The organism is Allobosea sp. NPDC003192 (genome assembly GCF_050275675.1).
Classification (GTDB): Bacteria; Pseudomonadota; Alphaproteobacteria; order Rhizobiales; family Beijerinckiaceae; genus Allobosea.
This window is the reverse complement of sequence record NZ_JBNNPK010000030.1, coordinates 20,168-46,801: the sequence shown is the minus strand read 5'-3', so window position 1 is coordinate 46,801 and position 26,634 is coordinate 20,168. Positions and strand designations below refer to the sequence as shown.

Here is a 26,634-nt window from a genome sequence, read left to right as displayed (position 1 = left end):
ATCAGGCCTCGGGCTTGACGGCCGGCTTCGCGCCCGGCCGCGCCGGCGGCTTCGCCAGCGGCTTGGCCTGGGCCTGGCTCGGCTTGGCCTTGGCCGGAGCGGCCTTCTCCTGTTTCGACTTGGTCAGGAGCGGCTTGGCGGCCGGCTTGTTCGCGGCCTTGATGCCCGCGGCCGCGCCGGGGCGCAGGCTGGCGGGCGTCGCGGCGCCGGGCTGGATCGCGCCCTGCAGGCGCTTGGGGCCGGAGCCAAGCGCGGTGGCCGCGGGGCGCTCCTCCGGCGTCGGCGCGACCGGCGCGAAGGCGGAGGAGGAGGGCGGGATCGCGCCGTTGCTCGAGAAGGTGCGGTTGCCGGCCGTGAGGCCGGCCGCGACCGGCGCGCCGGGCTGGATCGTCTCGCGCGCGACCTGGGTGTCGGGCCTGGCCACCGCGTTGGCGGCGAGCGGGGCGGAGGCCGAGCCGGGCGTGCGGCCGAAGGAAACCTGGACCGGCACGAACTGGGCGCGCGGGCCAAGCGTGATGCGGCCGGAGGGGGAGCGGGTCAGCACCGAGCCGGAGGCGCTGGCCTGGGGCACGGCCACGGCGAAGCGGTCGGAGGTGCCTTCGGCATTGCCGCCGACGCCGCCATTCGTCGAGATGAAGCTGATGGGGCCGGCCGAGTCGACATCGTCACCGAGCGCATGCCCGCCGCGGCGGACGCTGTCGCAGATGCTGTAGGCGCGCCCGCCATTGCCCGACGGCATGCTGGCGATACTGCCGCCGAAGCCGCCCCATTTGCCGAAGCCGTCATCGAGCAACTGCGCCGCCTTGACGGTCCGTTCCGCACCGGAATTGGCGCCGAGGACGACGGCGATCAGGGTGCGGCCATTGCGCGTCGCGGTGGTGACGACATTGAAGCCGGAGGCGCAGACGAAGCCGGTCTTCATGCCGCTGATGCCGTAATAGCGGCCGACGAGACCGTTCGTGTTGTTGAGCACCTGCTTGCCGAGCTGGACTGCGCCGGTGTTCCAGTAGTCGGAGTACTCGCCGAACTCGCTCATCAGCGCCATGGCGAGGACGGCGAGATCACGGGCGCTGGTCTGCTGGTCGGGATGGTGCCAGCCGTTCGGGTTGACGAAATGCGTGTCGTTCATGCCGAGCCGCCGGGCCTCGGCGTTCATCATCGAGACGAAGGTCTCGACATCGCCGCCGACGCCCTCGGCGATGACATAGGCGATGTCGTTGGCCGACTTCACCATCATGATGCGCATGGCGTTGTCGAGCGTGATCTCCTGCCCGGCCTTGATGTAGACCTTGACGCGCGGCTGGCTGGCGGCCCGCTTCGAGGCGGGGATCGCGGTCTCGAGCCCGAGCTTGCCCGCGCGCACGGCCTTGAGCGCGAGGTAGAGCGTCATCATCTTGGTGGTGGAGGCCGGATGCCAGGCTTGCGTCGGGTTCTCGCTCGACAAGACGGCGCCGCTCGAGGCGTCGACGACCACGCTCGTGCCGGCCTGGGCCGGCGCGGCGACAGCGAGGAGCGAGGCGAGCATTGCGCCGGCGGCGAGGCGAGGTGCGATCATCGGCTGAGGACTTGAACCTGTCTTGGCGGGATGGCCTGGGGCTTCAACGCGACGCTTGAGGCATTTTCGAGACGGCGGGCGACAATCCTGCCTCGCTCATAACGCATACCTACCCTTCATCGGGTGATTTGCCTAGCGCGGCGTGCCGGTCCAAAGCATCGCGGTAGTCTTTCTTCGGGATCTCGGCGCGTGAGCTTCAGCCTTCTGTGGATACCGGTGACGCTCGCCGCCTCGCTGCTGCAGACCGCGCGCAATCTGACCCAGCGCTCGCTGACCGAGGTGATCGGCGTCGTTGGCGCGACGCAGGTGCGCTTCCTGTTCGGTCTGCCCTTCGCGCTCCTCTTCCTCGTCCTGGTCTGCCTTGCCAGTGGCGTCCTGCCGCCGATGCCGGATCTGCGTTCCTTCGCCTTCGCCGTGTTCGGCGCGCTGACCCAAATCCTCGCGACGGCGCTGATGCTGGCGGCGATGCGCGAGCGCTCCTTCGCGGTGGCGACCGCCTATACCAAGACCGAGCCGGTGCAGGTCGCGATCTTCGGCGCGGTCCTGCTCGGTGATGCCTTGGGTTGGGCGAAATTCGCGGCGATCGTCGTCGCCACCGCCGGCGTGGTGCTGATGTCGTGGAAGCCGGGCGACAAGCTCAGCGCGGCGGGCCTGCGCCCGGCTGCGCTCGGAATCGGCGCCGGCGCCGCCTTCGCGCTGTCGGCGATCGGCTTTCGCGGCGCGATCCAGGCCCTGCCGGACGGCCATTTCCTGATGCGGGCGACCACCATCCTGGCGCTGGGGCTCGCGCTCCAGACCCTGATCCTGACGCTCTACATGCTCGTCGCCAATCGCAAGGCCTTGGTGCTCAGCCTGCGCAACTGGCGCCGCTCGCTCACCGCCGGCTTCCTCGGCGCCGCGGCCTCGCAATGCTGGTTCCTCGGCTTCTCGCTGACGACGGCGGCCAATGTGCGCACGCTGGCGCTGGTCGAGGTGCCGCTGGCGCAGATCGCCTCGCGCCGGATCTTCTCGGAAGGCACCAGCTGGCGCGAACTCGCCGGCATGGCGATGATCGTCGCCGGCGTCGGTGCTCTGCTTCTGCTGGCGATTTAAAAACCGAGACACGGATTTGTCGCAGTCGCTCCCTAGGCCCGAGGTGACGGGCCTAGGGAGATGGATGATGGCGGCGAACTATCACTATGTCGGAACCTACGACGAGCGCATCTTCGAGCAGGAATTCAGGGACCGTTTCGGCAAGAAGCCGCGCTACAACGCCAACGCGATTCCGGATCTGCTGGTGCTGTTGCGCCTGATCAGCCGGGACGCCAACATCACCGACATCCGCTGGGCCGCCTATATGCTGGCGACCGTCGCCTGGGAGACGACGAGCCCGGTTACCAGCTTTGTCCAGGCCAAGAACAAGAAGGGCAAGCCGCTGGTCGACAAGGCCGGCAAGGCTGTGATGCTGAAGCGCCGGGCCTGGCTGATGACGATGGCGCCGGTCGACGAGGTCGGCCACGGCAAGGGCCGCAAATATCACGAGCCGGTCAAGGTCGCGAAGCTTGCCGATGGCAGCGTCCGCATCACCGAGCAGGACGGCGACCAGTTCAAGATCACGGCCGCCGGCGCGATCTCGAAGCTGACCAAGGGCGCCAAGATGGGCACGGTCGATGGCGGTGCCGCTGCCAAGGTCTACAATGACGACACCGGTACCGAGCTTGCCTATTTCGGACGCGGCTATGTCCAGCTGACCTGGTGGTCGAACTATGCGACGACCGGCGCCGCCATCGGCCAGGGGCTCAATCTGCTGCTCGACCCGGAACTCGTTAAGACGCCCGCCATCGCCTATGCGGTGATGTCGCATGGCATGCTCACCGGCGACGGCTTTGCCAATGGCCGGAAGTTCTCGACCTATTTCAGCGGCAAGGCGCGCAACTATGTCGGCGCGCGCGCCATGGTGAACGGCTCCGACCACGCCAAGGACATCGCCGCGGTCGCCGAGGTGTTCGAGGCGGTGCTGTTGGCGGCCGGGCCGCAACGGCCGATCATCTTCGCGCCGCCGATCGATTCCAGCCTCGCCGGCATGCCGCTGCCGGGCGCCCGCTTCACCAGCCAGTCGAGGTTCTTCCAATGATCCGCAGGTCTTTCGCCGCGGCTGTGGCTGTCCTGATCTTTGGCGCCGACATCGCGATGGCTCAGCAGCCCGGCAGCGAGCAACGCTGCGGCTGGCTCGACAATCCGACCCCGGGCAATGCCTCGCTCTACGACAAGGACGGTGAATGGACGATCGCCGTGCAGGGCGGGCACCAGGCGAAGGGCGACTGGCCGCCGCCCTACAAGGCCGGCGAATGGCGCAAGAGCGGGAATGGCAGCTATGGCTATGGCTGCGCCTGCATGACCGTGAAGGTCGATGCCGAGGAGAAGAACGTCCTCGAGATCGTCTCCGCCAAGGCTCGGCCGCTTTCGGCCTGCCGGAAGGACAAGGCGCTGTCGGCGGTCGAGAAGCAGTTGCGTTGAGACGCCAGCCTCGCTGAGCCGCAGGGCTCGCCATGTCCTGATTGCAGAGCTAGCCTCCGTTCACTCGAGGAAGGCCGGGTCCGGCTTGACTTGATACGGTTTCGTTGGCCTTTCCTCGCACAGGAGGAATGCGCGCTTGCCGGCTTGTGGCCACAAGTGCGCGGAGGCAGATATAGTGTATCTGCACATCAACCAGGAGATGGCCATGAGCGCTGCAATCGTCGGCTGGGCACATACCCCCTTCGGCAAGCAGGATACCGAGACGGTCGAGAGCCTGATCGTGCGCGTCGCGACCGACGCGCTGGTCGATGCCGGCATCACTGCCGACCAGGTGGACGAGATCGTGCTCGGCCATTTCAACGCCGGTTTCTCGGCCCAGGACTTCACCGCCTCGCTCGTGCTGCAGGCCGACCCGGCGCTGCGCTTCAAGCCGGCGACCCGCGTGGAGAATGCCTGCGCCACCGGCTCGGCCGCGGTGCATCAGGGCGTGCGCGCCATCAAGGCGGGCGCCGCCAAGGTCGTGCTGGTCGTCGGCGTCGAGCAGATGACCACGACGCCCGGACCCGAGATCGGCAAGAACCTGCTGAAAGCCTCCTATCTCGCGCAGGAGAGCGACGTTCAGGGCGGCTTCGCCGGCGTCTTCGGCAAGATCGCTTCGTCCTATTTCCAGCGTCATGGCGACCAGTCGGACGCGCTCGCGATGATCGCGGCGAAGAACCACAAGAATGGCGTCGACAACCCCTACGCCCAGATGCGCAAGGATCTCGGCTACGCCTTCTGCCGCGAGGAAAGCGAGAAGAACCCTTACGTCGCCGGCCCGCTGAAGCGCACCGACTGCTCGCTGGTCTCGGATGGCGCCGCCGCGCTCGTGCTCGCCGATGAAGAGACTGCCAAGATCATGCGCCGCGCCGTCGGTTTCCGCGGCATGGCCCATGTCCAGGACTTCCTGCCTCTGTCCCGCCGCGACATCCTGAAGTTCGAGGCCGGCGCGCTCGCCTGGCAGCAGGCGCTGGCCAATGCCGGCGTCGCGCTTGACGATCTCTCCTTCGTCGAGACGCATGACTGCTTCACCATCGCCGAGCTGCTCGAATACGAGGCGATGGGCCTGACCAAGGAAGGCGACGGCGCCCGCGCCATCAAGGAAGGCTGGACGCAGAAGGACGGCAAGCTGCCGGTCAACGTCTCCGGCGGCCTCAAGGCGAAGGGGCACCCGATCGGCGCGACCGGCGTCTCGATGCATGTGCTCTCTGCCATGCAGCTCGTCGGCGAAGCGCCGGAAGGCATGCAGGTGCAGGATGCCCGTCTCGGCGGCATCTTCAACATGGGCGGCGCTGCGGTCGCGAACTACGTCTCGGTGCTCGAGCGGGTGAAGTGAGGCGAGGGTATCGCCTGAACAGTTGCTTTGCCTTGGCCATGGGGCGCAAGCCCTCCCCCCTTGTGGGGGAGGGTTGGGAGGGGGGTATCGCACCCGCAGTCCTCTCCGCGCTTGGTTTGAGATATGTCGAGGGTGGCATATCCCCCTCTCTAACTCTCCCCCACAAGGGGGGAGAGGACAGGTTGCGGTTCCGAGTGCAAGCGGGAGCGTCGGACCAGCGACCTGATGCGTCGACGTTACTGACCGGAGGGGCGGCGTGATCATCTTCTTCGCGCTGCTGCCGGCCTATGTGCTGTCGATCTTCTACCGCTCATTCCTGAGCGTGATCGCGGCGCCGGTAATGGGCGACCTCGGCATCGGGCCGGCCGAGTTCGGCCTGCTCGGGGCGGCCTGGTTCATCGCCTTCGCGTTGGCGCAGTTCCCGGTCGGCTGGGCGCTCGACCGGATCGGGCCGCGCCGGACGGTGGCGGCGACGATGGCGGTCGGCAGCGTCGGCGCTTTCCTGTTCGCGCAGGCGGGCAATGCCAACATCGCCACGGCGGCGATGGCGCTGGTCGGGATCGGCTGCTCGCCGATCTTCATGGCCTCGCTCTACCTGTTCGCTCGGACGCAGGCGCCGGCACGCTTCGGCCTGCTGACATCAATCTTCATCGGCCTCGGCTCGCTCGGCAATCTCGCCGGCGCGGCGCCGCTGGCGCTGGCGGCGCAGGCCTATGGCTGGCGCCCGACCATGCTCGCCTTCGCCGTAGCCTTCCTGCTCGCGACGGTGCTCGCCGCGATGCTGGTGCGTGATCCCCCGCCGGTCACCGACGCCTCGGGCAAGCATGAGGGGCTGCTGCAGGGGCTGAAGAGCATCGCCGCGATCGGGCCGCTCTGGCTGCTCGCGCCGATCACCCTCGTCGGCTACGCGATCATCGCGACGGCGCGGGGCCTGTGGATCGCTCCTTACATGACGCAGGTTCACGGCCTCGACGGCATCGCGGCCGGCCATGCGACGCTCGGCATGGCGACGACCATGATCGTCGGAGCCTTCGTCTATGGCGGCCTGCAGAAGCGGGCGGGGCGCAGCAAGGCGCTGGTCGCCTGGGGGACGGTCGTGACCGGAATAGGTTTTGGCCTGCTCGCGCTCGTCGGCGATCGGTCCATGCTCGGCGCCGTCGCGCTGTTCGCGCTCGTCGGGGCGACCGGCTTCACCTATGCGATCCTGATGGCGCATGCGCGCGAGTTCTTCCCCCCGCATCTGGTCGGGCGCGGCATGACCTTCATCAATTTCCTGTTCATTGCCGGAGCCGGGCTGATCCAGTGGGGCTCGGGCTGGTTCGTCGCGACGCAGCGCGCCGCGGGGCAAGGCACGGCGTTGGCCTTTGCCAACATGCATTGGGTGTTTGCGGCGCTGCTCCTGGTCTCAACGGCGATCTATCTGGCCGCGCCGGAACGGAAAGCCGCCTGAGGCTCAGGCTTCTCCCGGCGCCCGCGCTGCGATCGCCAGCGCGTGCACGCTGCCGGCGAGTTCCTCGGACAACGCGGCATTGACCAGGCGATGGCGCTCGAGCCGGCTCTTGCCGGCGAAGGCGGGCGAGACGATCTCGACGCGGAAATGCGTCTCGCCGCCCTCGCGCCAGCCGGCATGGCCTTGATGCTGATGGGATTCGTCGATCACCTTGAGCTGCTCGGGCGCGAGTTGCGCGGTGAGCTTGCCGGCGATCCGGTCGGCCATGGTCGGCATGAAGGGCTCTTTCAGGTTGCTTGCTCGGGGTCCGGGGCAGTCTCATAGTCCCTCACAAGCGGGGCGTGAACGCGTCTTTCTGTCGGAGGCGGTGATGGTGACGATCTGGCGCATGCTCACCCTGGCGCTTGGCGTCGCCGCCGGTCCCGCGCTGGCGCAGGACGAAGGGCGCGTCGCCGACTACAAGCAGAGCGAGGCGGTACTGGCACGCTACAAGCCGGTGCCGATCCCGCTGGCGACGCCAGCGCTGACGCGCGGGACGCCCGGATTGACGACGCAGGCCGAGCTCGAAGCCTTCCTCGCCGATCTCGCCGCCAAGGCGTCCGCTCGGGTGGCGCTCGGCTCGCTCGGCACATCGCAGCAGGGGCGCGACCTGCCTTATCTGATCTTCTCGAAGGAGGGGCTGAAGGATATTTCGGCGCTTAAGGCTTTGGGCCGGCCGGTCGTCTGGTTCGTCGGCCAGCAGCATGGCAACGAGCCGGCCGGGGCCGAGGCGATGCTGGCGCTGGCGCATGATCTGGCGGTCGGCGATCTCGGTGGAGTGCTCGACAAGCTGGTCGTGGTGATCGTGCCGCGCAGCAACCCAGACGGCGCAGCTGCCGACAAGCGGCCGGGCGCCAGCGGCTTCGACCTCAACCGTGACCATCTGCTGCTGACCCTGCCGGAGACGAAGGCGCTGCATGCCAAGCTCGCCGAATTGCCGCCGGACGTGATCGTCGACGTGCACGAATTCTCGGTCGCCAATCGCTGGCTGGAAAAGTTCGGCGGACTCAATGCCGCCGATGCGATGATCCTCTACGCCACCAATCCGGCTGTGCCGCAGCCGACGACGCGGATCGCGGCCGAGCTGATCAAGCCGGCCATGGACAAGGCGATGGAGGAGAAGGGTCTGACCTCGTTCTGGTATTTCACCACGAGCTACCGCAAGGATGACAAGCTTGTCTCGATGGGCGGTAATGCGCCGGGGATCGCGCGCAACCTGTTCGGCCTCTCCGGCGTGGTCTCCTTCCTGATCGAGACACGCGGCGTCGGACTGCAGCTGGAGAATCTGGAGCGCCGCATCGCCACCCACTACGTGATCGCGCGCGCTGTGCTCGATACGGTCGCGGCCCATGATAAGGCCGTGCTGGAGGCTGTGAGGGCGGCGCGGGCGGAGCTGGCGCGCAATCAGGGTGAGCTCATCGTCGCCCATCGCATCGCCACCGAGAAGGTCGAGATCCCGCTGGTCGACCCGGCGACTGGGGCGGACATGCCCACCCCGGTCGAGTTCCGCGACTCACGCAAGGTCACGGTGACCAGCCGCCGGGCGCGGCCCGAGGGCTATCTCGTCCTGCCGGCAGGGCAGGCGGCGCTCGATGCGCTCAAGCTCAAGGGCATCGCCAGCTGCATGCTCGGGGCTCCGGCGACGCTCGAGGTCGAGGCCTTCATGGTCGAGCAGAAGGGGCCGGTGAAGAAGATCGACCGCGAGAACATCAACCCGGACCAGGCGGTGAAGGTCGAGCTTCGGCCACGCCGGCTCGAGGTTCCGGCCAGCGCCGTCTTCGTGCCGATGACACAGGCGGGTGCCAATGTGATCGCTGCCTCATTGGAGCCGGATTCTCCGGGCTCTCATGTCGGCGTCGGGGTGGTGGAAACCGCGCCGGCTTCCGGCGAGGCGCCGATCTATCGCGTGCCTCGCGGGACGAAGCTTACGCTTGCGGCCGGGGGCGATGCGGCCTGCGGCCGTTGAGATCGGCCCGCCGGATCACTACATAGCAGGGTTGCCGGCCGTTACGGGTGGGCCGGGTTCCTTAAGCAATCGAGGCCATGCTGAGGCCAGACGATTCGCTTGCGACGGATGCGAGAGCGATCCGCGCAGCGGCCGGCTTGTCGACGCAGCGTTCCGCCCGCATAACCATGAGACGATGAACTTCAACTCGCGCCTTTTCGACCGGATCAGGATCGGCCCTTCCGAGGCGGAAGAGGTGGTCGAGGCCGATGCACGCCATTGCGACCATCCGGGCTGCGCCAAGGCTGGTGAATTCCGCGCGCCGATGGGACGCGGCAAGGAGGGCAAGTTCTTCCAGTTCTGCCTCGAGCATGTGAAGGCCTACAACGCCACCTATAACTACTTCGCCGGCATGAACGACGAGGCGCTTGCGGCTTACGCCAAGCAGGAGGAGATCGGCCATCGACCGACCTGGAAGCTCGGGGTCAATGCCAGCGCCGCCCGGATGGCGCAGCGTGGTCGCGTGACCGGAGGGCAGGAGGGCGCCGAAGTCGAGGATGCCTTCGGCCTGTTCCGCGGCCGCATCCGCCGCGAGCAGGAAAGGCCTGAGTCACGCGTCGGCGTCGTCGCGAAGAAGGCGCTGGAGACATTGGATCTCGACGAGAGTGCCGACCGCGTCGCGATCAAGGCGCGCTACAAGGAGCTGGTGAAGCGCTTCCACCCCGACGCCAATGGCGGCGACCGTTCGCGCGAAGGCCGGCTGCAGGAAATCCTCAAGGCCTACCAGACGCTGAAGAGCAGCGGGCTGGCCTAGCGGGCTTCCGCGGGGCTCACAGACGCCGACAGGCATTCGCAAAATCAGCACGAGCTGGAGAGGCCATGACGAGGGATTCGCAGGTGATCGCCCCCGCCGATGCGGAGGAGCGTCGGCGCAAACCGCCCGTCGTGGTCTATCCCAATGGCAGCCTGCCCGGCGCTGACATGGCGATGCTGGCGCGGGCGCGCGAGACGCTGACCAAGCGCGACGAGATCATCGTGCCGCCGCGCGAGGCCGGCAGCTTCCGCGTGCCGAAAGGACATTTCTTCCGGGTCGTCAGCATCGAGGGGCCGCAGGTCGGCGATCTCAATCTCTGGAACGCCGGTGATCTCGACGAGCGCTTCTTCAGCGGCAAGACGCGGGCGCTGCACGCGACCCATGTCGGGCTGGGCGACCGGCTCTGGAGCAATCTGCCGCATCTTCGGCCAATGGCGACGATCACCCATGACACGCTCGGCTGGTACGGCTTCGACCAGGACGGCGCCGGCGTGCACGACGTGATCGGCACGCGCTGCGACCCCTATACCCACCGGCTACTCGGCGATGGCGGCGACTACCACCATTGCTGCCATTCCAACCTCGCCCGGGCCCTTGGGCAGGCGAGGGGACTGCCGGCGCGCGAGGTCGAGCATCACGTCCACGACGTGCTCAACGTCTTCATGTGCACGGGCTTCACTCGCGACACGCAGCAGTATTTCATGAAGGCGAGCCCGGTCAGGCCAGGCGACTTCCTCGAGCTCTTCGCCGAGATCGACCTGCTCGGGGCGATCTCGGCCTGCCCGGGCGGCGATTGCGGCCAGACCCATTCGAGCGACGTCGCAATCTGCCACCCGCTCAAGGTCGAGATCTACGAGGCCGACCCGGCGACGCTCGCAGGCTGGCGCTCGCCGCAGCGCAGCCCCTATGGGCGCAGCCACGGCGAGGTTGGCTGAAGGTCGGCAGGTTTCGGAGCCTCTCCCGTCTTTCCGGGGCAGGCCGCAGGCCTGAGCCCGGAAACCATGAACACTGCCTATTATCGTCATGGTCGGGCTTGTCCCGACCATCCACGTCTTCCTTCGGGCAGTACGGTATTCAAGACGCGGATGCTCGCCACAAGGGCGAGCATGACGAACTGGATAAGCGTCGTGGTCATAGGCTCCGGCCCCGCCGCTTTGCGGCATCCCGGAATGACGACTTCGCTTCAGTTCTTCAGCAGCGAGTTCATCCCGTCGGTGTCGAGATTGTCGGAGCCGCGCAAGGTGCTGCGCTCGGTCGAGCTCGGCTGATCGTCCTGTCCGCCGCCCGAGGCGACCGAGCCGCCATCCGCGGCTGGAGCCTGCCCGCCAGCACCCGCCATCTTCCGCAGCAGCGGGCTGGCCTGGAGCAGAGCCGTCATGCTGGTTGCGGTGTTGTAGCTGTTGGGATCGTTGGGAGCGAGGCCGCCCTGCTTGTGCAGCGCGATGCCGGCGTTGCCGGCGTTGTAGAGCAGCGAACCGGACGAGCCGCCGAGCGTGTCGCAGCGATGGCGCATCTCGGCCGCGTCGCCCTGCTGGCGCGTCGCCATGCAGCGGAAGCGGCTCATCACCTTCGGCCGGCCGGCCGGGTGGTGGATCACCATCAGCGAGGGGGCGCCGCCGGTCGGCGTCGCCGCGAGCTTGACCGAACCATAGGTCGCGGTCGGATTGCCCTTCGCCTTGGCGATGGCGTAGTCGAGATTGGCGTTGAACTCGACCGGCTTGGGGTCAAGCTCGAAAACCTTGGCGCCCTTGCCGTCCTGCGTCAGGAAATCCATGACGATGATGGCGCGCACCGGCGTCATCTCGCCGCTCTGCGGCAGGCAGTGATGGTTGGTGAGGACATAGTCGCCCGGCAGCAATTCGCCGGTGCAATGGGCGCCGGTCTGCTTGCCGGTCTTGTTGTCCTTCAGCAGGATGTCGATGCGTCCGACCGGCTTGGCCATCTTGGCGAGCGGATCACGCTGGTCGAGTTCCGCGATCGGCTCGAAGGCGCCCTTGTTGCTTTCGATATGGGTCGCGGCGTCGCCGGTGCTCTGCCGCCTGGGCATGCTGACCTTGCCGAAGTCGCTGGGGTCGAAGCCCATCGTCTGGGCCGCGACGGGGCCGGCAAGGGCAAGGCCCATGGCGCCGATGAAGGCAGCGCGAATGTTGGTCCCGGTCAAATTGGTCTGCAGCCATGCGGGCATGCGCTCATTCCTCTCCTCAGCGAATCCCTTGCGGCCCTGCCGGCTGCCGCTTTCCTGCGCGATCAGCGCCAACACTGTGGCGACAATCGAGCGGTTTCGGGACGATAGTCATCCGCACGCGCTTGGGGAAGCCTGAGCCGTTTTCGCGCGGGCGGAGAACTGGGGAATGTCCGGGCGCCTACGGTCCAAAAAAGCGCGGTCGTCCCGGGCGAGCGCAGCTCGACCCGGGATCCATTCCGGAACCTCTTTCGGAAAGGCTCCGGAATGGATCCCGGATCGGCGCCGCTTCGCGGCTTGTCCGGGATGACAGCCTGGTTGGTGTAAACTTGGTTGTTCAGCCCTTCTTCGCTGCCAGCCCGGCGACGTCGCCGATGATGCCGTCGAGGGCGAAATCCTTGGGCGTATAGACCCGGGCGACACCCATATTTTTCAGCGCGTTCTCGTCATCGGGCGGGATGATGCCGCCGACCACGACGGGCACGTCCATGCCGGCGACGCGCAGGCGCGCGGTGACGTCACGCACCAGCGGCAGATGCGAGCCGGAGAGGATGGAAAGTCCGATGATGTCGGCCTCGGTCTCCTTGGCCTGCGTCACGATCTCCTCGGGCGTCTGGCGGATGCCGCCATAGGAGACCTGCATGCCGGCATCGCGGGCGCGCACGGCGATCTGCTCGGCGCCGTTCGAATGGCCGTCGAGCCCGGGCTTGCCGACGAGGAAGCGCGGTGGGCGGCCGAGCCGCTCGGTCGCCTTCGCTACCGCTGCCTTGACGGTGGCGAGGCCGGCATCGTCGCCGAGCTTGGTGGTGTCGACGCCGGTCGGGGCGCGGTATTCACCGAAGATCTCGCGCAGCGTCTGCGCCCACTCGCCGGTGGTGACGCCAGCCTTGGCGCAGGCGATCGAGGCCGGCATGACGTTGCGGTCCTCCTTGGCGGCGCCGGCGAGTTCGGCGAGCGCGGCCTCGACCGTCTTGCCGTCGCGCGCAGCGCGCCAGGCTTTCAACCGGCCGACGGCCTCGATCTCGACCGAATCCGGCACGGTGACGACGGCGCCGTCGCCAGCCGATAGCGGCGAGGGCTCGCTGGTGGTGAACTTGTTGACGCCGACGACGACCTGCTCGCCGCGCTCGATCGCTTCGATGCGGCGGGCGCCGTTCTCGACCAGCGCCATCTTCATGTAGCCGCTCTCGACGGCAGCGAGGGCGCCGCCCATCGCGTCGATCTTGGCGAGTTCCTCCAGCGCGGCCGCCTTCAGCGCCTCGACCTTGGCGTCGATCTCCTTCGAGCCGTCGAAGATGTCGCCGAATTCGAGCAGGTCGGTCTCATAGGCCAGCACCTGCTGCATGCGCAGCGACCATTGCTGGTCGAAGGGTCGGGGCAGGCCGAGCGCCTCGTTCCAGGCCGGCAGTTGCACGGCGCGCGCGCGGGCCTTCTTCGAGAGCGTCACCGCCAGCATCTCGATCAGGATGCGGTAGACATTGTTCTCGGCCTGCGGCTCGGTCAGCCCGAGCGAATTGACCTGGACGCCATAGCGGAAGCGGCGGTGCTGCTCCTCCAGCACGGCGAAGCGCTTCAGCGTGATCTCGTCCCAGAGATCGACGAAAGCCCGCATCTTGCAGAGCTCGGTGACGAAGCGCATGCCGGCATTGACGAAGAAGGAGATGCGGCCGACGACGCTGCCGAACTCCTCGGGAGCGACCTCCGGCCGGGCCCTGATCGACTCAAGCAGGGCGATCGCGGTCGCCAAGGCGAAGGAGAGCTCCTGCACCGGCGAGGCACCGGCCTCCTGCAGATGGTATGAGCAGACATTGGTCGGGTTCCATTTCGGCAGCTCGCGCGCCGTGAACACGACGATGTCGGTGGTCAGTCGCATCGAGGGGCGCGGCGGGAAGACATAGGTTCCGCGCGACAGGTATTCCTTGACGAGGTCGTTCTGGGTCGTGCCCTGCAAGGCGGCGCGGTCGGCGCCCTGCTCGTCGGCGGTGGCGATGTAGAGCGAGAGCAGCCAGGCGGCCGTCGCGTTGATCGTCATCGACGTGTTCATCTGTGCCAGCGGGATCTGGTCGAACAAAGCCCGCATGTCGCCGAGATGGGTGATGGGGACGCCGACCTTGCCGACCTCGCCGCGCGACAGCACATGGTCGGGGTCGTAGCCGGTCTGGGTCGGCAGGTCGAAGGCAACCGAGAGGCCGGTCTGACCCTTGGCGAGATTGGTCCGGTAGAGCTTGTTCGATTCGGACGCGTCGGAATGGCCGGCATAGGTCCGGAAAATCCAGGGCTTGTCGCGCTGGACCTGTTTCCCGAGCGGATCGATCGCGTTCATGCTCGCTCCCTGCCGTGCCGTCTTGCTGTGCTCGTGCAATCTCGATTGTTGCACTGCAGCGAAGATAACGCCAGTAGGCCGCGGAAGTCGTGTGCGACCTTCGGATGAGCAGTTTCAGACCCGATCTGCGGGGAGGTCGGCCTCGCGGGGCCGGGCTTTCCGGCCTGCGACTGGGACGTTCAACAGTCGGTTCGTGCTCTGCGTCTCCAGGATGACCATGGTCGAGGTCTCGGCGACGCAGGGGATCGCCTGCAGGGCTTCCCTGATGAAGCTGCGCAGCGCCTCGATGTCCTTGACCCAGACGCGCAGGAGATAATCGACATTGCCGGTGACCAGCAGGCATTCGGTGATCTCTGGTTGAGCGCGGATCGCGGTCATGAACTGCTCGGCGGCGTCCGGACTCTGCTTGGCGAGCTTGACGCTGACCATCACGCAGATGCTGAAGCCGAGTGCTGCCGGGCTGATCTTGGCTGCATAGCCCTCGATGACGCCGGCTTCTTCAAGTCGCTTGATCCGGCGGGCACAAGGCGTCGGCGAGAGGCCGACCGCCTCGGCGAGGTCGAGGTTGGAGATGCGGCCGTTCTGCTGCAGCGTGGCCAGGATTTTTCGGTCGATGCGATCCAAATCTATCATGAGCGAATTTCACTCCTGAAATTTCGCCTGAAGGTGATAAATCGCGCCGATCCTGTAAAGCAGTCTATCATTGCACGGATGTCTCGCGCATGACCTGCTACATACTCGCGTCAGGGCGATGGTTTCCGCTCGAAGGAACAACGGTGCAGGCGTCATGGTGACATCGAATGCGAGGCGGCCGGGAGAGCGACCCGCCCTGGCGAGCTGGCTCTCGACCGGCAACAGCATCACCCAGCAATTCATGGCGATCGGCGGACGGCCCGATGTGGTCAGCCTCGCCGGCGGCTTGCCAGCCTCCGAGATCTACCCGGTCGAGGCGATCGGCGCGGCGCAAGAACGGGCGCTGACGCGCTGGGGCACGCAGATTCTCGAATACGGCGCGATCGAGGGCCTGCCGGCACTGCGGGCGGCGATCGCCGAGCGCTTCAGCGCCACGACAGGGCGTCGCTTCGGGCCGGAGAACGTGCTGCTGACGACCGGTGCGATGCAGGGGCTCGACCTCGTCGGCAAGGCGCTGGTCGATCCCGGCGAGCTAATCCTCTCGCAGTTCCCGACCTATCTCGGCGCGCTCGACGCCTGGCGCCCGCGCATGCCGCGCTATGAGAAGCTCGACTGGGGCCTGCAGGCGCCCGGGCAGGATGCGGTGCTGCGCCAGGCCAAGTTCGTCTATGCCGTGCCGAACTATTCCAACCCGACCGGCGTGCTGGTGCCGCAGGATGAGCGCGCTGCCCTGCTCGACAAGGTCGAGGCCGCCGGGACCTGGCTTTTGGAGGATGACCCTTACCTGCCGCTGCAATTCGACGGCCCGGCGGGGGCGAGCCTTCTCGCCCATCACGCGCAGCGCCATCCGAACGGCGCCTATGCCGGGCCGGTGATCTATCTGGGCACGTTGTCGAAGAGCCTGGCGCCGGGTCTGCGCGTCGGCTGGATCGTGGCGGAGGCTTCGCTGATCTCGACGCTGGCGCTGGCCAAGCAGTCGACCGACATCGCCTCCAGCCTGCTGACGCAGGCGATCGCGCTGGAGATGATCGAGAGCGATTTCGAGACGCAGCACATCCCGAAGATCGTCGCGACCTATCGCGAGCGCCGCGATGCGCTCTGCGCCGCCGCGGCTGCGCATCTCTCCGACTGGTTCGAATGGGAGGTGCCACCCGGTGGCATGTTCGTCTGGATGCGTGCCAAGGACGGCGCGATCGACACCGACGCGCTCTATGCCCATGCTCTGGCCGAGAACGTCGCCTTCGTGCCGTCGAGCGTGTTCGATCCCTCGGGCGCACTGAAGAGCGCGATGCGGGTCAATTTCACCCGCTCGCCGCCGGAGGTGCTGGTCGAGGGCGTGCGCCGGCTCGAACAGGCGGTACGCCGCCTGCTCGCCGAGCGGCCCGGCCGGGCGGCCTGAAACCAACAAGCGACAAAACCGAGGAAACGCCGATGCCGACCCGTCTCGCCACGCCCGCCCATCCGCGCCTGCCGCAAGCCCTGATCGATCTCTGGCAGGCGGTGCCGAGCTCGGTGATCGCCGATCAGCTCGGCGGCACCGGCCATGCCGATCCGGCGATCCGGCCGACGAGGCCCTTCGCGCCGGGCAAGCGCCTGGTCGGCCAGGCGATCACCGCCTGGTGCGAGCCGGCCGATTACGGGCCGGTGCATCACGCGATCAGCATCGCCGAGCGCGGCGATGTAATCGTGGTCGCGGCCGGCGGACGCAAGGACGCGGCGATGATCGGCGACCTGCTCGGCGGTGCCGCAAGGCGCAAGGGCATTGCCGGCGTCGTCGTCGATGGCGCGGTGCGCGATGTCGGGCCGGTGTCGCAATGGCCGGATTTCGTCTTCTTCTCGCGCTGGATCATGCCGCGCGGCCCATCCTCGATGGAGCGCGGCATCGTCAACGGGCCGATCGTCTTCGGCGGCGTCGCGGTCCAGCCGCATGATCTCGTCGTCGGCGACGATGACGGGCTCGTCTTCGTGCCGCATGGGCTGGTCGAGGCCAAGCTCGCGGCCTGCCTGGCGCGGGTGAAGGCGGAGGCCGAATGGGAGGTGCTGCTCGCCGGCGGCGCCTCGACGGTCGAAACCTTCAAGGTGCCGCCGATGGAGAAGCTCTGAGCAGCCCTCAGAAGCTCTCGACCCAGGGCCTGAGCTCGACCTCGAGCGACCAGGCGCTGCGCGGCTGCCTGAGCACGTCGAGATAGCTCTGGGCGATGGCGTCCGGATCGAGCGTATTGTCATCCGTATCGGGGCGGTTCGCGCTGCGCACGCCGCCGTCGATGATGAAATGCGCGACATGGATGCCCTTCGGCCCGAGCTCGCGCGCCGCGCTCTGGGCGAGGCCGCGCAAGGCGAACTTGCCCATGGCGAAGGGCGCCGACAGCGCGAAGCCCTTGATGCCGGCGGTCGCGCCCGTGAGCAGGATCGCGCCGCGGCCATGCGGCAGCATCCGCTTGGCCGCCTGCTGCGTCACCAGGAAGGCGCCATAGGCGGTGACGGCGAGCGCCTGCGCGACCCCTGCCGGATCGAGTTCGGCGATCGGCCCGCGCAGCCGGCCGCTGGCGTTGTAGACGACGATGTCGGGCTCGCCGATTTGGGCGTCGGCAGCCTCGAACAGGCTGGCGACGGCGGCCGGATCGGATGCATCGACCTGGAAGGTTGTGGCCCCGGTCTCGGCCGCGAGCGCGGCGAGTTTTTCGGTGTTGCGGGCGGCGAGGCCGACCTTGACGCCTTGTGCCGCCAGGGCACGCGCAACCGAGGCGCTGATGCCGGAGCCGGCGCCGACGATCAGGGCGCTGCGATAGGGCAGGGAGGTCATTGCAAGGTCTCCGTTCAGGCGGCGGCGGGAATGGGCTTGGCCTCGCCGCCGCGCATCATGATGCAGAAGCCGGCGGCGAAGAGGCAGAGCGCGCCGGCGATGAAGAAGGCCGGCAGGTAGCTGTCATAGACGGTACGGCTGAAGCCGGCGCCATAGGCGGCGAAGGCAGCGCCGAGCTGGTGGCCGGTGAAGACCCAGCCGAAGACCAGCGTCGCCTTCTCGCCGAAGCGGTCGGCGGCGATCTTGATCGTCGGCGGCACGGTCGCGACCCAATCGAGCCCGTAGAAGATCGCGAAGATCGAGAGGCCATAGAAGGAGAAGTCGGTGAAGGGCAGGAACAGCAGCGAGAGCCCGCGCAGGCCGTAATACCAGAACAGCAGCCAGCGGCTGTCATAGCGGTCCGAGAGCCAGCCGGAGCCGACCGTGCCGAGGAAGTCGAAGATGCCGATCACCGCGAGCACGCTTGCCGCCGTCACGGCCGCCATGCCGTAATCGCCGCAGAGCGCAACGAAATGGGTCTGCACCAGCCCGTTGGTGCTGGCGCCGCAGACGAAGAAGGTGCCGAACAGGATCCAGAAGGTGCTGGTCTTCGCCGCATCGCGCAGTGCGACGATCGGCGAGGCGAGCATCGCCCCGAGGCTGGCTGCTTGAGCCGGGGCCGGCACGATCTGCGTTGCGCCATAGGGGGCGAGGCCGACATCGACCGGCCGATCGCGCATCAGGACGAGCACGCCAACCGCCGCGAGAGCGATCATGCCGAGCACGAAGGTCATGGCGGCGCGCCAGCCGACTTGCTCGGTGAGGGCCGCGAGCAGGGGCAGGAAGACGAGTTGGCCGGTCGCGGTGCTGGCGGTGAGCAGGCCGACGACGAGGCCGCGGCGCTGCACGAACCAGCGCGTCGCGACGGTGGCGCCGAGCACCATGGCGGTCAGGCCCGTGCCGAAGCCGAGCACGAAGCCCCAGAGCAGCACCAGTTGCCAGAGCTGCGTCATGAAGAAGGAGCCGATGATGCTCGCCGCGATCAGGCTGAGCGCGACCAGCGCGACGGGCCGGACGCCGAAGCGGTTCATGAAGGCGGCGGCGAAGGGCGCCATCAGCCCGAACAGCAGGAGGCGGACCGCCAGCGCCGAGGAGATCTCGGAGGTCGCCCAGCCGAATTCCTTCTGCAGCGGCAGGATCAGCACGCCGGGCGCGCCGACGGCGCCGGCGGTGACCAGCATGGTCAGGAAGGTCACCGCTGCCACGGCCCAGCCATAATGGATGCCGCGGCGGGCGAAGGCGGCGGCGAGGCCGGTGGGCTGTGGCTGGTCGGCGAGGTCGGTGGGCATCGGGTGTTCCTTATTTGCGGGTATATACCCGTATTTGTTTCGGAAAATCACAGCGAATCGAGCGCGGCGTGGAGCTGCCGCATGAAGTCGACACCAAGACGGTCGTCGAGGGACTTCTGTGCGCCGTCCCAGAGGGGCGCGCCGTCTTCCAGGACCTTGTGGCCGGCCTCGGTCAGGGTGACCGTGGCCTCGCGCTGGTCCTCGCCGCGGCCGAGTTCGACGAGGCCCATCTTCTCGAGCACGCGGACATTGCGGCCGACGGTCGAGCGGTCGAGTTCGACCCGGCGGCCGAGCGCAGTCAGCGTCACCGGCTCGACGCGGGCGATCGAGCGCATCAGGCTGAACTGCGCGATGTTGACCCCGACCGGAGCGATCGTCTCGTCATAGAAGGCGATCATCCGGCGCGAGGCCGAGCGCAGGGTCGTGCAGATGCAGGGAACCGACATGGGTGCGGGTATATGCCCGTGATGCAAGGAATGCAAGCGTTGAATGCTTCAATTTGAGCGCGGGGAACCCCTCTCCCGGATGGGAGAGGGGTAGGGGTGAGGGACTGCCGTTGCAATAGAAGGCGAGGCGGCGGCGCTGCGACCTCAATTGGATAGGGCGGGCCCTCATCCCTGCCCTTCTCCCACACGGGAGAAGGGTTCCCCGCGCCTTTGCTTCAGCGCGGGTGAGCTGTCAGTTCCGGCCTTCCGGCAGGCGCGGCAGCGGCAGGAATTCGACGCCTTCCTCATGCAGCATCTGGGCGTCTTCGGCGCTCGCCTCGCCATAGATGGCGCGGTTCTCGGTCTCGCCGTGATGGATCTTCAGCGCCTCCTCGGCGAAGCGCTTTCCGACGGGCTCGGCATTCGCCGCGACATGCTCGTGCAGCGCCGTCAGCATGGCGCGGAACGCCATCTCCTTCTCTCCCATCAGCGCGGCCGGCTGGGCTGCGGGGGCAGGGGAGGTAGCGGGGGCGGGCGACGGGGTAGTGGCTTCCGGAGCCGGCTCAGCCGGTCGTGGGCCGCGATCGGTCCGGGCCACGGCCGGGGCCATCACGGCGCGCTCGACCTTGGCGCTGTCGCAGACCGGGCAGGTGACGAAGCCGCGCTTCGCCTGTTCGTCGAAGCTGCCGGAACTCGCGAACCAGCTCTCGAACTCGTGGGCGTTGTCGCAGATCAGGGTGTAACGGATCATATCAACTCAAGGCCGGCGGTAACGGCAGCAGATAGGGGCGCGGCCGTTCCGCGACAAGTTCACGCTCATTCGGCGGCATCGAGCCGGGGCTGCGCGCCCTTGCGGGTCTCGACCGCGAAGGAACGGGTGTGGCGCAGGGTCGGGATGCGCTGGCGGGCGTCGGCGACCAAAGCAAGGTCGATCTCGGCCATGATCAGCCCGGGCTCGTTGCCGGCCTCGGCGAGGACACGGCCCCAGGGATCGACGATGATCGAGTGGCCATAGCTCTCGCGGCCATCCTCGTGCAGGCCGCCTTGCGCTGCCGAGACCATGAAGGCGCCGTTCTCGATGGCGCGGGCGCGCTGCAGCACCTGCCAATGCGCCTCGCCGGTCTGGCGGGTGAAGCAGGCCGGCGCGGTCAGCAGGAAGGCGCCGGCCTCGGCCTCGGCACGGTAGAGATAGGGAAAGCGGACATCGTAGCAGATCGACATCCCGACCAGCCCCCAGGGCGTTTCCACCACGGTTGCTCGATCTCCGCCGGAGAAGGTGTTGGATTCGCGCCAGGTCTCGCCATTGGGCAGGTCGACGTCGAAGAGGTGGATCTTGTCATAGCGCGCGGCGATCTCACCTTGGGGATCGATCATATAGGCGCGATTGGCGATCTTCTCGCCGGCCCTGACCGAGAGCGAGCCGATCTGCAGCCAGACCCCGGTCTCACGCGCGGCCTCGCGCAGCCCGGCCAGGACCTCGTGGGCCTCCTCCGTCTGGCTGGTCGCGCGCAGGACCTTGGTGTCGCGCTCGCAGAGATTGGTGACCTCGGGCGTCTGGATGAATTGAGCGCCCGCAGCCGCGGCCTCGCGGATAAGGCGCATGGCGTCATCGCGATTGCGCAGGGGATCGCGCGTCGAACGCATCTGGACGCAGGCGGCGGTGAAGCGTGGCGCGGTCATCAATGCGTCTCCTCAGGCTGCCTTCAGCAGCGGGTCGAGCTCGCCGCGGGCATCAAGCGCGTGCAGGTCATCGGAGCCGCCGACATGGCGCCCGCCGATGAAGATCTGCGGCACGGAGGTGCGTCCGCCGGCCTTGGCCGTCATCTCCTGGCGCAGCTCCGGCTTGCCATCGACGCCGATCTCCTCGAAGGCGACGCCCTTCTTCGTCAGAAGCGCCTTGGCGGCATGACAATAGGGGCACCAGCCCGTGGTGTAGATCGTGACCTGCGGCATTAGCCTATCCCGAAAGAATGCTTCGCCCAGTAATATAGGGAGCCGTCACGCTTCCGTCACGACCCGGGCGAAGGTCAGCACGTCGACCGCGCTCGCCCCGCCGCGCAGCAGAGCGCGCGAAGCGGCGTTGACGGTCGAGCCGGTGGTCAGCACGTCGTCGACGAGCAGGATGCGCCTTCCCTCGACGAGCGGACGCATGGCCGACAGCACCTTGAAGGCGCCCTGCAGGTTGTCGGCCCGCTGTGCCTTCGTCAGCCCGACCTGCTGCTTCGTCCGCTTGACGCGGGCGAGCGCCCGCGGGGCGCAAGGGCGGACCGATTGCCGGGCGATCGTCGTTGCCAGCGCTGCAGCCTGGTTGAAGCGCCGCGTCCACAGGCGGAAGCGATGCAATGGCACCGGCACGATCAGATCGGCATCCGTAATCAGCTCGCGGCCGGCCTGCGCCATCATCCGCCCGAGCATCAGGGATAGCTCGGTGCGGTCGCCATATTTCAGCCGGTGCACCAGTTCGCGCGCCGTGCCGTCGAAGCGGCAGGCGGCGCGGGCACGGGCGAAGACCGGTGGATCGGCGATCGCCGCCGGCGAGATCAGGCCGGGGCCGAGATCGACCTCGAAGGGCGTGCCGAGCCGCTCGCAATAGGGCCGCTCGATCAGCCCGAGCCCAGCCCAGCATTGGGCGCACAGGCCCTGCGCCTCGCTCGTGGCAGCCCGGCAGCCGACGCATGCGGGCGGATAGACGAGGCCGACGGCACTGCCGATGCCTGTTCGCAGCCAGCTGCGCCCACGCTGCAGCCAGCGCGTGGAGAGGGTTTTTCCAGTCTGTTCGGGATTTTCGGAAAGGCTCATGCGCGCTGGAGGCCGCAAGGAGAGTGTCTTCGCTTTCTCGCGAGCAGGGCGGGGCAACCCCTGCCAATCCCTGCCATGTCGCCTATGTTCCTTGCGACGGCTCCGGCCCGCATCGCGGTGACCGGCGCCATGGATGCCTCCTGCGGCCTTAGCGCCGCTTCGCGACAAGGATCGCCACGATGAGTCATGCCTCCCCCGCCAAGCTGTTCACGCCGTTCCGCCTCGGCGATCTCACGCTGAAGAACCGCGTCGTGATGGCGCCTTTGACCCGCAACCGCGCCAACAAGCATGATGATGCGCCGAACGCGCTCAATGTCGAGTATTACCGCCAGCGCGCCGGCGCCGGGCTGATCATCACCGAAGCCACGCAGATCTCGCAGCAGGGCCAGGGCTATATCTGGACGCCCGGCATCTATCGCGATGCGCAGGTCGCCGGCTGGAAGGCCGTGACCGACGCCGTTCATGAGGCGGATGGGGTGATCTTCGCCCAGCTCTGGCATGTCGGGCGCGTCAGCCATGTCTCGCTGCAGCCCGGCAACCAGGCGCCGGTCGCCCCTTCGGCGGTGCTCGCCAAGACCAAGACCTATATCGAAAGCGGCTTCGCCGAGGTGTCCGAGCCGCGTGCGCTGAGGCTCGACGAGATTCCCGGCATCGTCGCCGATTTCGTCAGGGCGGCGCAGAACGCCAAGGCGGCCGGCTTCGACGGCATCGAATTGCACGGCGCCCATGGCTACCTGCTCGACCAGTTCCTGCGCGACGGCTCGAACCAACGCCAGGACGCCTATGGTGGCTCGATCGAGAACCGCGTGCGGCTGACGCTGGAGGTGGTCGACGCGGTGACCAAGGTGTTCCCGAAGGAGCGCGTCGGCATCCGCATCTCGCCTGTGAGTCCTGCTAATGATGCCCGTGATTCCGACCCACAGGCGCTGTTCGGCCATCTCGTCGGCGAGCTCGACAAGCGCGGCATCGCCTTCATCCATGTCGTGGAGGGCGCGACGCGCGATGCGCGCGACTACCTGCCCTTCGACTACCTGGCCCTGCGCAAGGCCTTCCGCGGCGCCTACATCGCCAATAACGGCTTCACCCGCGAGCTCGCCATCGAGACGGTGGAGAAGGGCGAGGCGGACCTCATCGCCTTCGGCCGGCTCTTCATCGCCAATCCCGACCTGCCGGAGCGGCTGAAGCTGGACGCCCCGCTCAACACGCCGGACGTCGCGACCTTCTATGGCGGCGACGCCAAGGGCTATACCGATTATCCGGCGTTGGCGCAGGCGGAGCGCTCGCACGCTGCAGGCTGAGGCGAGAACGGCAGTCCTGCGGACGGTCCTGGAATCCGCCCGCAGGTTTCTCGTCTTTGGCGGCACGTAAGGGCTTGCAGCGCGGGCCAGCGCCGATTATACGGACGGCCTTGCCGCGCTGCTCCCATCGTCTAGCGGTCAGGACGTCGCCCTCTCACGGCGAAAACTGGGGTTCGATTCCCCATGGGAGCGCCAGCAAAATCAATCACCTAGATTGATTTTCGGCACCTTCGTCGAATATCCGTCAAATAATCAGCGCGATACGCAGATGGACTCAACGCTGTTGATCCATGAGCGCGAATCGCCGTGTCATCGGCAACTTCCGCGAGGGGCTCAGCAGGGAGGCCGGGGTGGCGAAGGCACGGAAGCGGAAAAAGCGATCGACCATCACTCGATCAGAGGCGGTTCGCCGGCTGGGAGTGATGCTCAAAGCTATCAATAGCGATGTCGAGATCGTCTTGGGCGCTGAGGCAGCCCTCGAAGAAGCAAATTCTATTGTTAGAGCGACAGGCGGCGTGAAGCGGCCTGGCGTGGCTACCTACAACGTCATCGCTCAGAGTTTGACCTTTAATCTCGCCATGTCTCTAGCTCGGCTTTTCGATCCCGGATCGAAGCGCTTCAAACCAAACGATCGAGACCTAGCGTCTATTCCCCTTATTGTGAGGCTGCTGCGCCAAAAGCGGTGCCAGGACGCTCTTGCACGCGCGGCGCGAGATTGGATACCCCACATGCCGTCCATTGCTGATGGCCAAGAGGCGGCCTGCCGCAAGGCTGCGAAGGACGCCATTGCGGCCTTCGATGCAGCGCGACGAGACCCTCAGGGCCGCCGCGGCATCGCCCGACTTCGCGGAATGCGCAACAAGGTACTAGCGCACAGCTTCATGGATGAGGTGTACATCGCCATGCCGACCTATAACCAGCTATTCCGCCTTGTCGACTGTGCCCGCGATGTTTTAGCAGGCGCCTTGTTTGCGATCGACGGAGAAAACGCTGCTCTCGTTGAAATTGAGGCGTTAAATAGAAAATATAGCAAAGAATTTTGGCAGTACGCACTGCGTTTGCCAAGCGGTCAGCCGCGAGCAGGTGGCAAATGATTCGACCACGACCGCTATTAGCGAAGCCCGAATTTCTTTCTTCTGAAGAGGCATCTGTTGTTGATCGTATCAACAAAGGCCTCCTAAGGGTAGCAGCGGCCCGATCTGAAAAGGTAAAGGGCGCTGACTACCTAGCGTCAAAACTTGCTTGGAAAGTAAAAACCTATCAAAATGGACTACTATATCGAACGGTCTCCCTTTTTGACGGGTGCGTGGCCGCAATGGGCGCCTCCTCGCCGGTCGTAGCGATGCTAGCGAGTCGAGCGCTACTGGAAACTGTCGCTCTGCTCGGTGAGCTGCTCTTGAAAACACGGAAAGCTCTACAGCAACGAGATTTTGAAGCTTTTGGCGCGTGGCTCTTTCAACGTATTTTCGCCACCCGTGACGAAGCCATGCTCGCCCAGTACGGCGAAATCCCGTCAACGCGAGCTGTAAACATTGTTACCATTTTATCTGGATTTGAAAGTAAATATCCTGACGTCTCAGGGTTGCGAGAAATATATGATCAACTGAGCGAGTTTTGTCATCCAAACAGTATGGGGCATCATTTTTTGTTTGGTAATCTCGATACTCAAAATCACACGATGTCTTATGATGACGTGCAAGATAAAGAAAGTACATTTGCTTTGATATTGACCGCATTATGTGTGATTGAGTTTGTTGAAGATTGGCTATTAGAATTTGATCAGCATGTTTCTGCGTTAAAAGAGGTTGGATAGATGTACGCAACTTCTAATATTCTGTATAGAGTCGTCAAATTGAAGACGAATTTTAATTTCGGATCAGGTACCATTGTAGAAATAGGGGATCAAGAGTTTATATTAACGGCGGCTCATGTCCTGGAGCATACTCATGCGGGGCAGCTTATTTCGATCGAAGGGATCAATTGGTCTGTCGTATGGAAAATTGAAAAAAAGCTCACTCGGAATGATATTGCCCTACTGTCGTTTTCTGGTTCCTTCCATAGGCAAATTTTTGAAATAAAAATCAGTTCTAAACAAGCAATTCTAAGTATGGATGCTATTATTGCTGGTTTCCCAGCAGGTAGGGCGAATTACCTTGATGTAGGTTCGGAGGGAGCGAAAGAAACGCATATGTTGCCCTTTCTGAGAAAAGGAATTATCTCTGCTTTTTTAAGAAAGGAATTTATAATTGACTGTCTGATTCAGCGAGGATTTTCAGGCGGTCCTGCTTTTTATGTAAGCGCGGATGGAAAATTTACACCGCATATATTTGGTGTTGTTTCAAGTGGTATTACTTTTGAAGACGATCAAAAGCTTCTGGATGAACGCACTGCTACGACAATTAGATCTGGATTTACATCATGCGTCTCGGTTGATCTTGCGCTCGAATTGGCCCAAGATGAATTGGGAATAATGGTGACAGAAGGATAAAATTTAAACTTCGTATTGAAGCGAGATAGGGGCTATCTAACATATTCAGGACCTCGCGCCGGTTTTAATTCTGTCTATGCTTGTAGATGCACTCGACGAGGCCAAGAGTCACTAGTTCACCTTCGAGAATAGGGCGCTCTCCCGGTGATGGCTTGGCGAGCCAGACGCCGTACCAGTCCTCGCCGCGGCAATCGTCTTCGATCCGATCGACGAAAACGATACGGCTCGGAATGGCATGAGCGCCGATTTTGAGGCCACGCATCCGATAGAGACCAGGGATGAAAGCAGGCAAGCCGGTAGCGGCTGCCGGAACGCGTGCGTTCGACATGAGGTGACTCCGCTTGAGAAATTATCAAGTAGACTTGTGGTAACGTTAATTGCGTATCACGTCAAGCGCGCTTGAGAAAAAATCAATTCAACGCTATATCCGTATCATGATACAGCCTTCTCAAATCCGCGGCGCACGCGCCATGATCAGCATGACGCAGGCGGCTCTAGCTGAGGCCGCGGGCATCTCCACAACGGCGCTCAACAACATCGAACGCGGCGCCGCCGATCCGAAGGCGTCGACTTTGACAGCGATTCAGAAGGCGCTTGAGGCCGCTGGCGTCATCTTCGTTCCCGAGAACGGCGAGGGGCCTGGCGTGCGGTTGAAGAAGGCTCGCTGATACCTATCGCGCT

At 65.6% G+C, this 26,634-nt stretch carries 28 protein-coding genes and 1 tRNA gene; 16 read left to right on the top strand and 13 right to left on the bottom strand.

The annotated features are described in order from the left end of the window. Window position 1: 1 nt before the first annotated feature. Window positions 2-1,555, bottom strand: coding sequence for a D-alanyl-D-alanine carboxypeptidase family protein (locus ACQKLX_RS27920; protein WP_427364813.1), 1,554 nt, complete (start codon window positions 1,553-1,555; stop codon window positions 2-4). Window positions 1,556-1,744: 189 nt separating this feature from the next. Between ACQKLX_RS27920 and ACQKLX_RS27915 the strand changes: the two genes are divergently transcribed. The 5 genes from ACQKLX_RS27915 to ACQKLX_RS27895 all read left to right on the top strand — a co-directional run bounded on the left by ACQKLX_RS27915 (window position 1,745) and on the right by ACQKLX_RS27895 (window position 6,876). Further along, on the top strand, window positions 1,745-2,647 hold the full coding sequence (locus tag ACQKLX_RS27915; RefSeq protein WP_427364812.1) for an EamA family transporter: 903 nt from the start codon (window positions 1,745-1,747) through the stop codon (window positions 2,645-2,647). A 67-nt stretch (window positions 2,648-2,714) separates the two neighbouring features. Continuing rightward, window positions 2,715-3,668 carry a glycoside hydrolase family 19 protein gene (locus ACQKLX_RS27910; protein ID WP_427364811.1) on the top strand — a complete coding sequence of 318 codons (954 nt, stop codon included), beginning with the start codon at window positions 2,715-2,717 and terminating at the stop codon, window positions 3,666-3,668. Beyond that, complete coding sequence (locus tag ACQKLX_RS27905) at window positions 3,665-4,051, top strand: DUF4087 domain-containing protein (protein WP_427364810.1); 387 nt, start codon at window positions 3,665-3,667, stop codon at window positions 4,049-4,051. Before ACQKLX_RS27910 ends, ACQKLX_RS27905 begins: the two co-directional genes overlap by 4 nt. Before the next feature lie 205 nt (window positions 4,052-4,256). Beyond that, window positions 4,257-5,426: an acetyl-CoA acetyltransferase gene (locus tag ACQKLX_RS27900; RefSeq protein ID WP_427364809.1), complete on the top strand. Its 1,170-nt coding sequence runs from the start codon at window positions 4,257-4,259 to the stop codon at window positions 5,424-5,426. A gap of 256 nt (window positions 5,427-5,682) precedes the next feature. Next, window positions 5,683-6,876 (top strand): MFS transporter, encoded by a 1,194-nt coding sequence (locus tag ACQKLX_RS27895; protein ID WP_427364808.1) that lies wholly within the window; start codon window positions 5,683-5,685, stop codon window positions 6,874-6,876. A gap of 3 nt (window positions 6,877-6,879) precedes the next feature. On the opposite strand, the gene ACQKLX_RS27890 is transcribed toward ACQKLX_RS27895, so the two are convergent. Continuing rightward, window positions 6,880-7,143 (bottom strand): BolA family protein, encoded by a 264-nt coding sequence (locus ACQKLX_RS27890; protein WP_427364825.1) that lies wholly within the window; start codon window positions 7,141-7,143, stop codon window positions 6,880-6,882. A gap of 103 nt (window positions 7,144-7,246) precedes the next feature. Here ACQKLX_RS27890 and ACQKLX_RS27885 point away from each other — a divergent pair, with 103 nt between their 5' ends. The 3 genes from ACQKLX_RS27885 to ACQKLX_RS27875 all read left to right on the top strand — a co-directional run bounded on the left by ACQKLX_RS27885 (window position 7,247) and on the right by ACQKLX_RS27875 (window position 10,609). Then, window positions 7,247-8,881, top strand: a complete 1,635-nt coding sequence (locus ACQKLX_RS27885; protein ID WP_427364807.1) for a M14 family metallopeptidase — start codon at window positions 7,247-7,249, stop codon at window positions 8,879-8,881. 175 nt (window positions 8,882-9,056) lie between these two features. Next, the gene (locus ACQKLX_RS27880) at window positions 9,057-9,674 is read left to right on the top strand and encodes a J domain-containing protein (RefSeq protein WP_427364806.1); all 618 of its coding nucleotides are present in this window, start codon (window positions 9,057-9,059) and stop codon (window positions 9,672-9,674) included. Window positions 9,675-9,739: 65 nt separating this feature from the next. Beyond that, window positions 9,740-10,609, top strand: a complete 870-nt coding sequence (locus tag ACQKLX_RS27875; protein ID WP_427364805.1) for an urea carboxylase-associated family protein — start codon at window positions 9,740-9,742, stop codon at window positions 10,607-10,609. Between the two features lie 248 nt (window positions 10,610-10,857). Here ACQKLX_RS27875 and ACQKLX_RS27870 read toward each other — a convergent pair whose 3' ends face one another. The 3 genes from ACQKLX_RS27870 to ACQKLX_RS27860 form a co-directional block, all read right to left on the bottom strand. Then, window positions 10,858-11,859, bottom strand: a complete 1,002-nt coding sequence (locus ACQKLX_RS27870; protein ID WP_427364804.1) for a trypsin-like serine peptidase — start codon at window positions 11,857-11,859, stop codon at window positions 10,858-10,860. A 334-nt stretch (window positions 11,860-12,193) separates the two neighbouring features. Continuing rightward, window positions 12,194-14,179 (bottom strand): protein meaA, encoded by a 1,986-nt coding sequence (locus ACQKLX_RS27865; protein WP_427364803.1) that lies wholly within the window; start codon window positions 14,177-14,179, stop codon window positions 12,194-12,196. Between the two features lie 114 nt (window positions 14,180-14,293). After that, window positions 14,294-14,812, bottom strand: a complete 519-nt coding sequence (locus ACQKLX_RS27860) for an Lrp/AsnC family transcriptional regulator (protein WP_427364802.1) — start codon at window positions 14,810-14,812, stop codon at window positions 14,294-14,296. 154 nt (window positions 14,813-14,966) lie between these two features. Here ACQKLX_RS27860 and ACQKLX_RS27855 point away from each other — a divergent pair, with 154 nt between their 5' ends. Together ACQKLX_RS27855 and ACQKLX_RS27850 are read left to right on the top strand one after the other, a co-directional pair. Then, the gene (locus ACQKLX_RS27855) at window positions 14,967-16,211 is read left to right on the top strand and encodes an aminotransferase-like domain-containing protein (RefSeq protein ID WP_427364801.1); all 1,245 of its coding nucleotides are present in this window, start codon (window positions 14,967-14,969) and stop codon (window positions 16,209-16,211) included. A 32-nt stretch (window positions 16,212-16,243) separates the two neighbouring features. After that, a complete protein-coding gene (locus ACQKLX_RS27850) occupies window positions 16,244-16,915 on the top strand; it encodes an RraA family protein (RefSeq protein ID WP_427364800.1) in 672 nt (223 codons plus the stop codon). A 7-nt stretch (window positions 16,916-16,922) separates the two neighbouring features. Here ACQKLX_RS27850 and ACQKLX_RS27845 read toward each other — a convergent pair whose 3' ends face one another. From ACQKLX_RS27845 to ACQKLX_RS27815, 7 genes are all read right to left on the bottom strand, one after another. Further along, entirely contained in the window at window positions 16,923-17,615 is a 693-nt protein-coding gene (locus tag ACQKLX_RS27845) for an SDR family NAD(P)-dependent oxidoreductase (RefSeq protein ID WP_427364799.1), read from the bottom strand. A gap of 14 nt (window positions 17,616-17,629) precedes the next feature. Next, on the bottom strand, window positions 17,630-18,943 hold the full coding sequence (locus ACQKLX_RS27840) for an MFS transporter (protein ID WP_427364798.1): 1,314 nt from the start codon (window positions 18,941-18,943) through the stop codon (window positions 17,630-17,632). Window positions 18,944-18,990: 47 nt separating this feature from the next. Continuing rightward, window positions 18,991-19,389 carry a MarR family winged helix-turn-helix transcriptional regulator gene (locus ACQKLX_RS27835; protein WP_427364797.1) on the bottom strand — a complete coding sequence of 133 codons (399 nt, stop codon included), beginning with the start codon at window positions 19,387-19,389 and terminating at the stop codon, window positions 18,991-18,993. A gap of 232 nt (window positions 19,390-19,621) precedes the next feature. After that, the gene (locus ACQKLX_RS27830) at window positions 19,622-20,119 is read right to left on the bottom strand and encodes a DUF1178 family protein (protein ID WP_427364796.1); all 498 of its coding nucleotides are present in this window, start codon (window positions 20,117-20,119) and stop codon (window positions 19,622-19,624) included. Between the two features lie 65 nt (window positions 20,120-20,184). Continuing rightward, complete coding sequence (locus ACQKLX_RS27825) at window positions 20,185-21,048, bottom strand: carbon-nitrogen hydrolase family protein (protein ID WP_427364795.1); 864 nt, start codon at window positions 21,046-21,048, stop codon at window positions 20,185-20,187. A gap of 12 nt (window positions 21,049-21,060) precedes the next feature. Beyond that, on the bottom strand, window positions 21,061-21,321 hold the full coding sequence (grxC, locus tag ACQKLX_RS27820) for a glutaredoxin 3 (protein WP_092161499.1): 261 nt from the start codon (window positions 21,319-21,321) through the stop codon (window positions 21,061-21,063). A gap of 45 nt (window positions 21,322-21,366) precedes the next feature. Next, the gene (locus ACQKLX_RS27815) at window positions 21,367-22,167 is read right to left on the bottom strand and encodes a ComF family protein (RefSeq protein ID WP_427364794.1); all 801 of its coding nucleotides are present in this window, start codon (window positions 22,165-22,167) and stop codon (window positions 21,367-21,369) included. Window positions 22,168-22,346: 179 nt separating this feature from the next. Here ACQKLX_RS27815 and ACQKLX_RS27810 point away from each other — a divergent pair, with 179 nt between their 5' ends. The 5 genes from ACQKLX_RS27810 to ACQKLX_RS27790 all read left to right on the top strand — a co-directional run bounded on the left by ACQKLX_RS27810 (window position 22,347) and on the right by ACQKLX_RS27790 (window position 25,953). Next, window positions 22,347-23,465: an alkene reductase gene (locus ACQKLX_RS27810; RefSeq protein ID WP_427364793.1), complete on the top strand. Its 1,119-nt coding sequence runs from the start codon at window positions 22,347-22,349 to the stop codon at window positions 23,463-23,465. Between the two features lie 120 nt (window positions 23,466-23,585). Next, a tRNA-Glu gene (locus ACQKLX_RS27805) sits at window positions 23,586-23,660 on the top strand. A 95-nt stretch (window positions 23,661-23,755) separates the two neighbouring features. After that, the gene (locus ACQKLX_RS27800; protein WP_427364792.1) at window positions 23,756-24,559 is read left to right on the top strand and encodes an AbiU2 domain-containing protein; all 804 of its coding nucleotides are present in this window, start codon (window positions 23,756-23,758) and stop codon (window positions 24,557-24,559) included. Continuing rightward, window positions 24,556-25,278 (top strand): hypothetical protein, encoded by a 723-nt coding sequence (locus tag ACQKLX_RS27795; RefSeq protein ID WP_427364791.1) that lies wholly within the window; start codon window positions 24,556-24,558, stop codon window positions 25,276-25,278. The genes ACQKLX_RS27800 and ACQKLX_RS27795 overlap by 4 nt, the downstream gene beginning before the upstream one ends. 39 nt (window positions 25,279-25,317) lie before the next feature. Next, window positions 25,318-25,953: a S1 family peptidase gene (locus tag ACQKLX_RS27790; RefSeq protein ID WP_427364790.1), complete on the top strand. Its 636-nt coding sequence runs from the start codon at window positions 25,318-25,320 to the stop codon at window positions 25,951-25,953. A 64-nt stretch (window positions 25,954-26,017) separates the two neighbouring features. Here the strand turns inward: ACQKLX_RS27790 and ACQKLX_RS27785 are convergent, their stop codons facing one another. Then, a complete protein-coding gene (locus ACQKLX_RS27785; RefSeq protein WP_427364789.1) occupies window positions 26,018-26,281 on the bottom strand; it encodes a hypothetical protein in 264 nt (87 codons plus the stop codon). 106 nt (window positions 26,282-26,387) lie between these two features. Here ACQKLX_RS27785 and ACQKLX_RS27780 point away from each other — a divergent pair, with 106 nt between their 5' ends. Continuing rightward, window positions 26,388-26,621, top strand: coding sequence for a helix-turn-helix transcriptional regulator (locus ACQKLX_RS27780; RefSeq protein ID WP_427364824.1), 234 nt, complete (start codon window positions 26,388-26,390; stop codon window positions 26,619-26,621). Window positions 26,622-26,634: the final 13 nt, after the last annotated feature.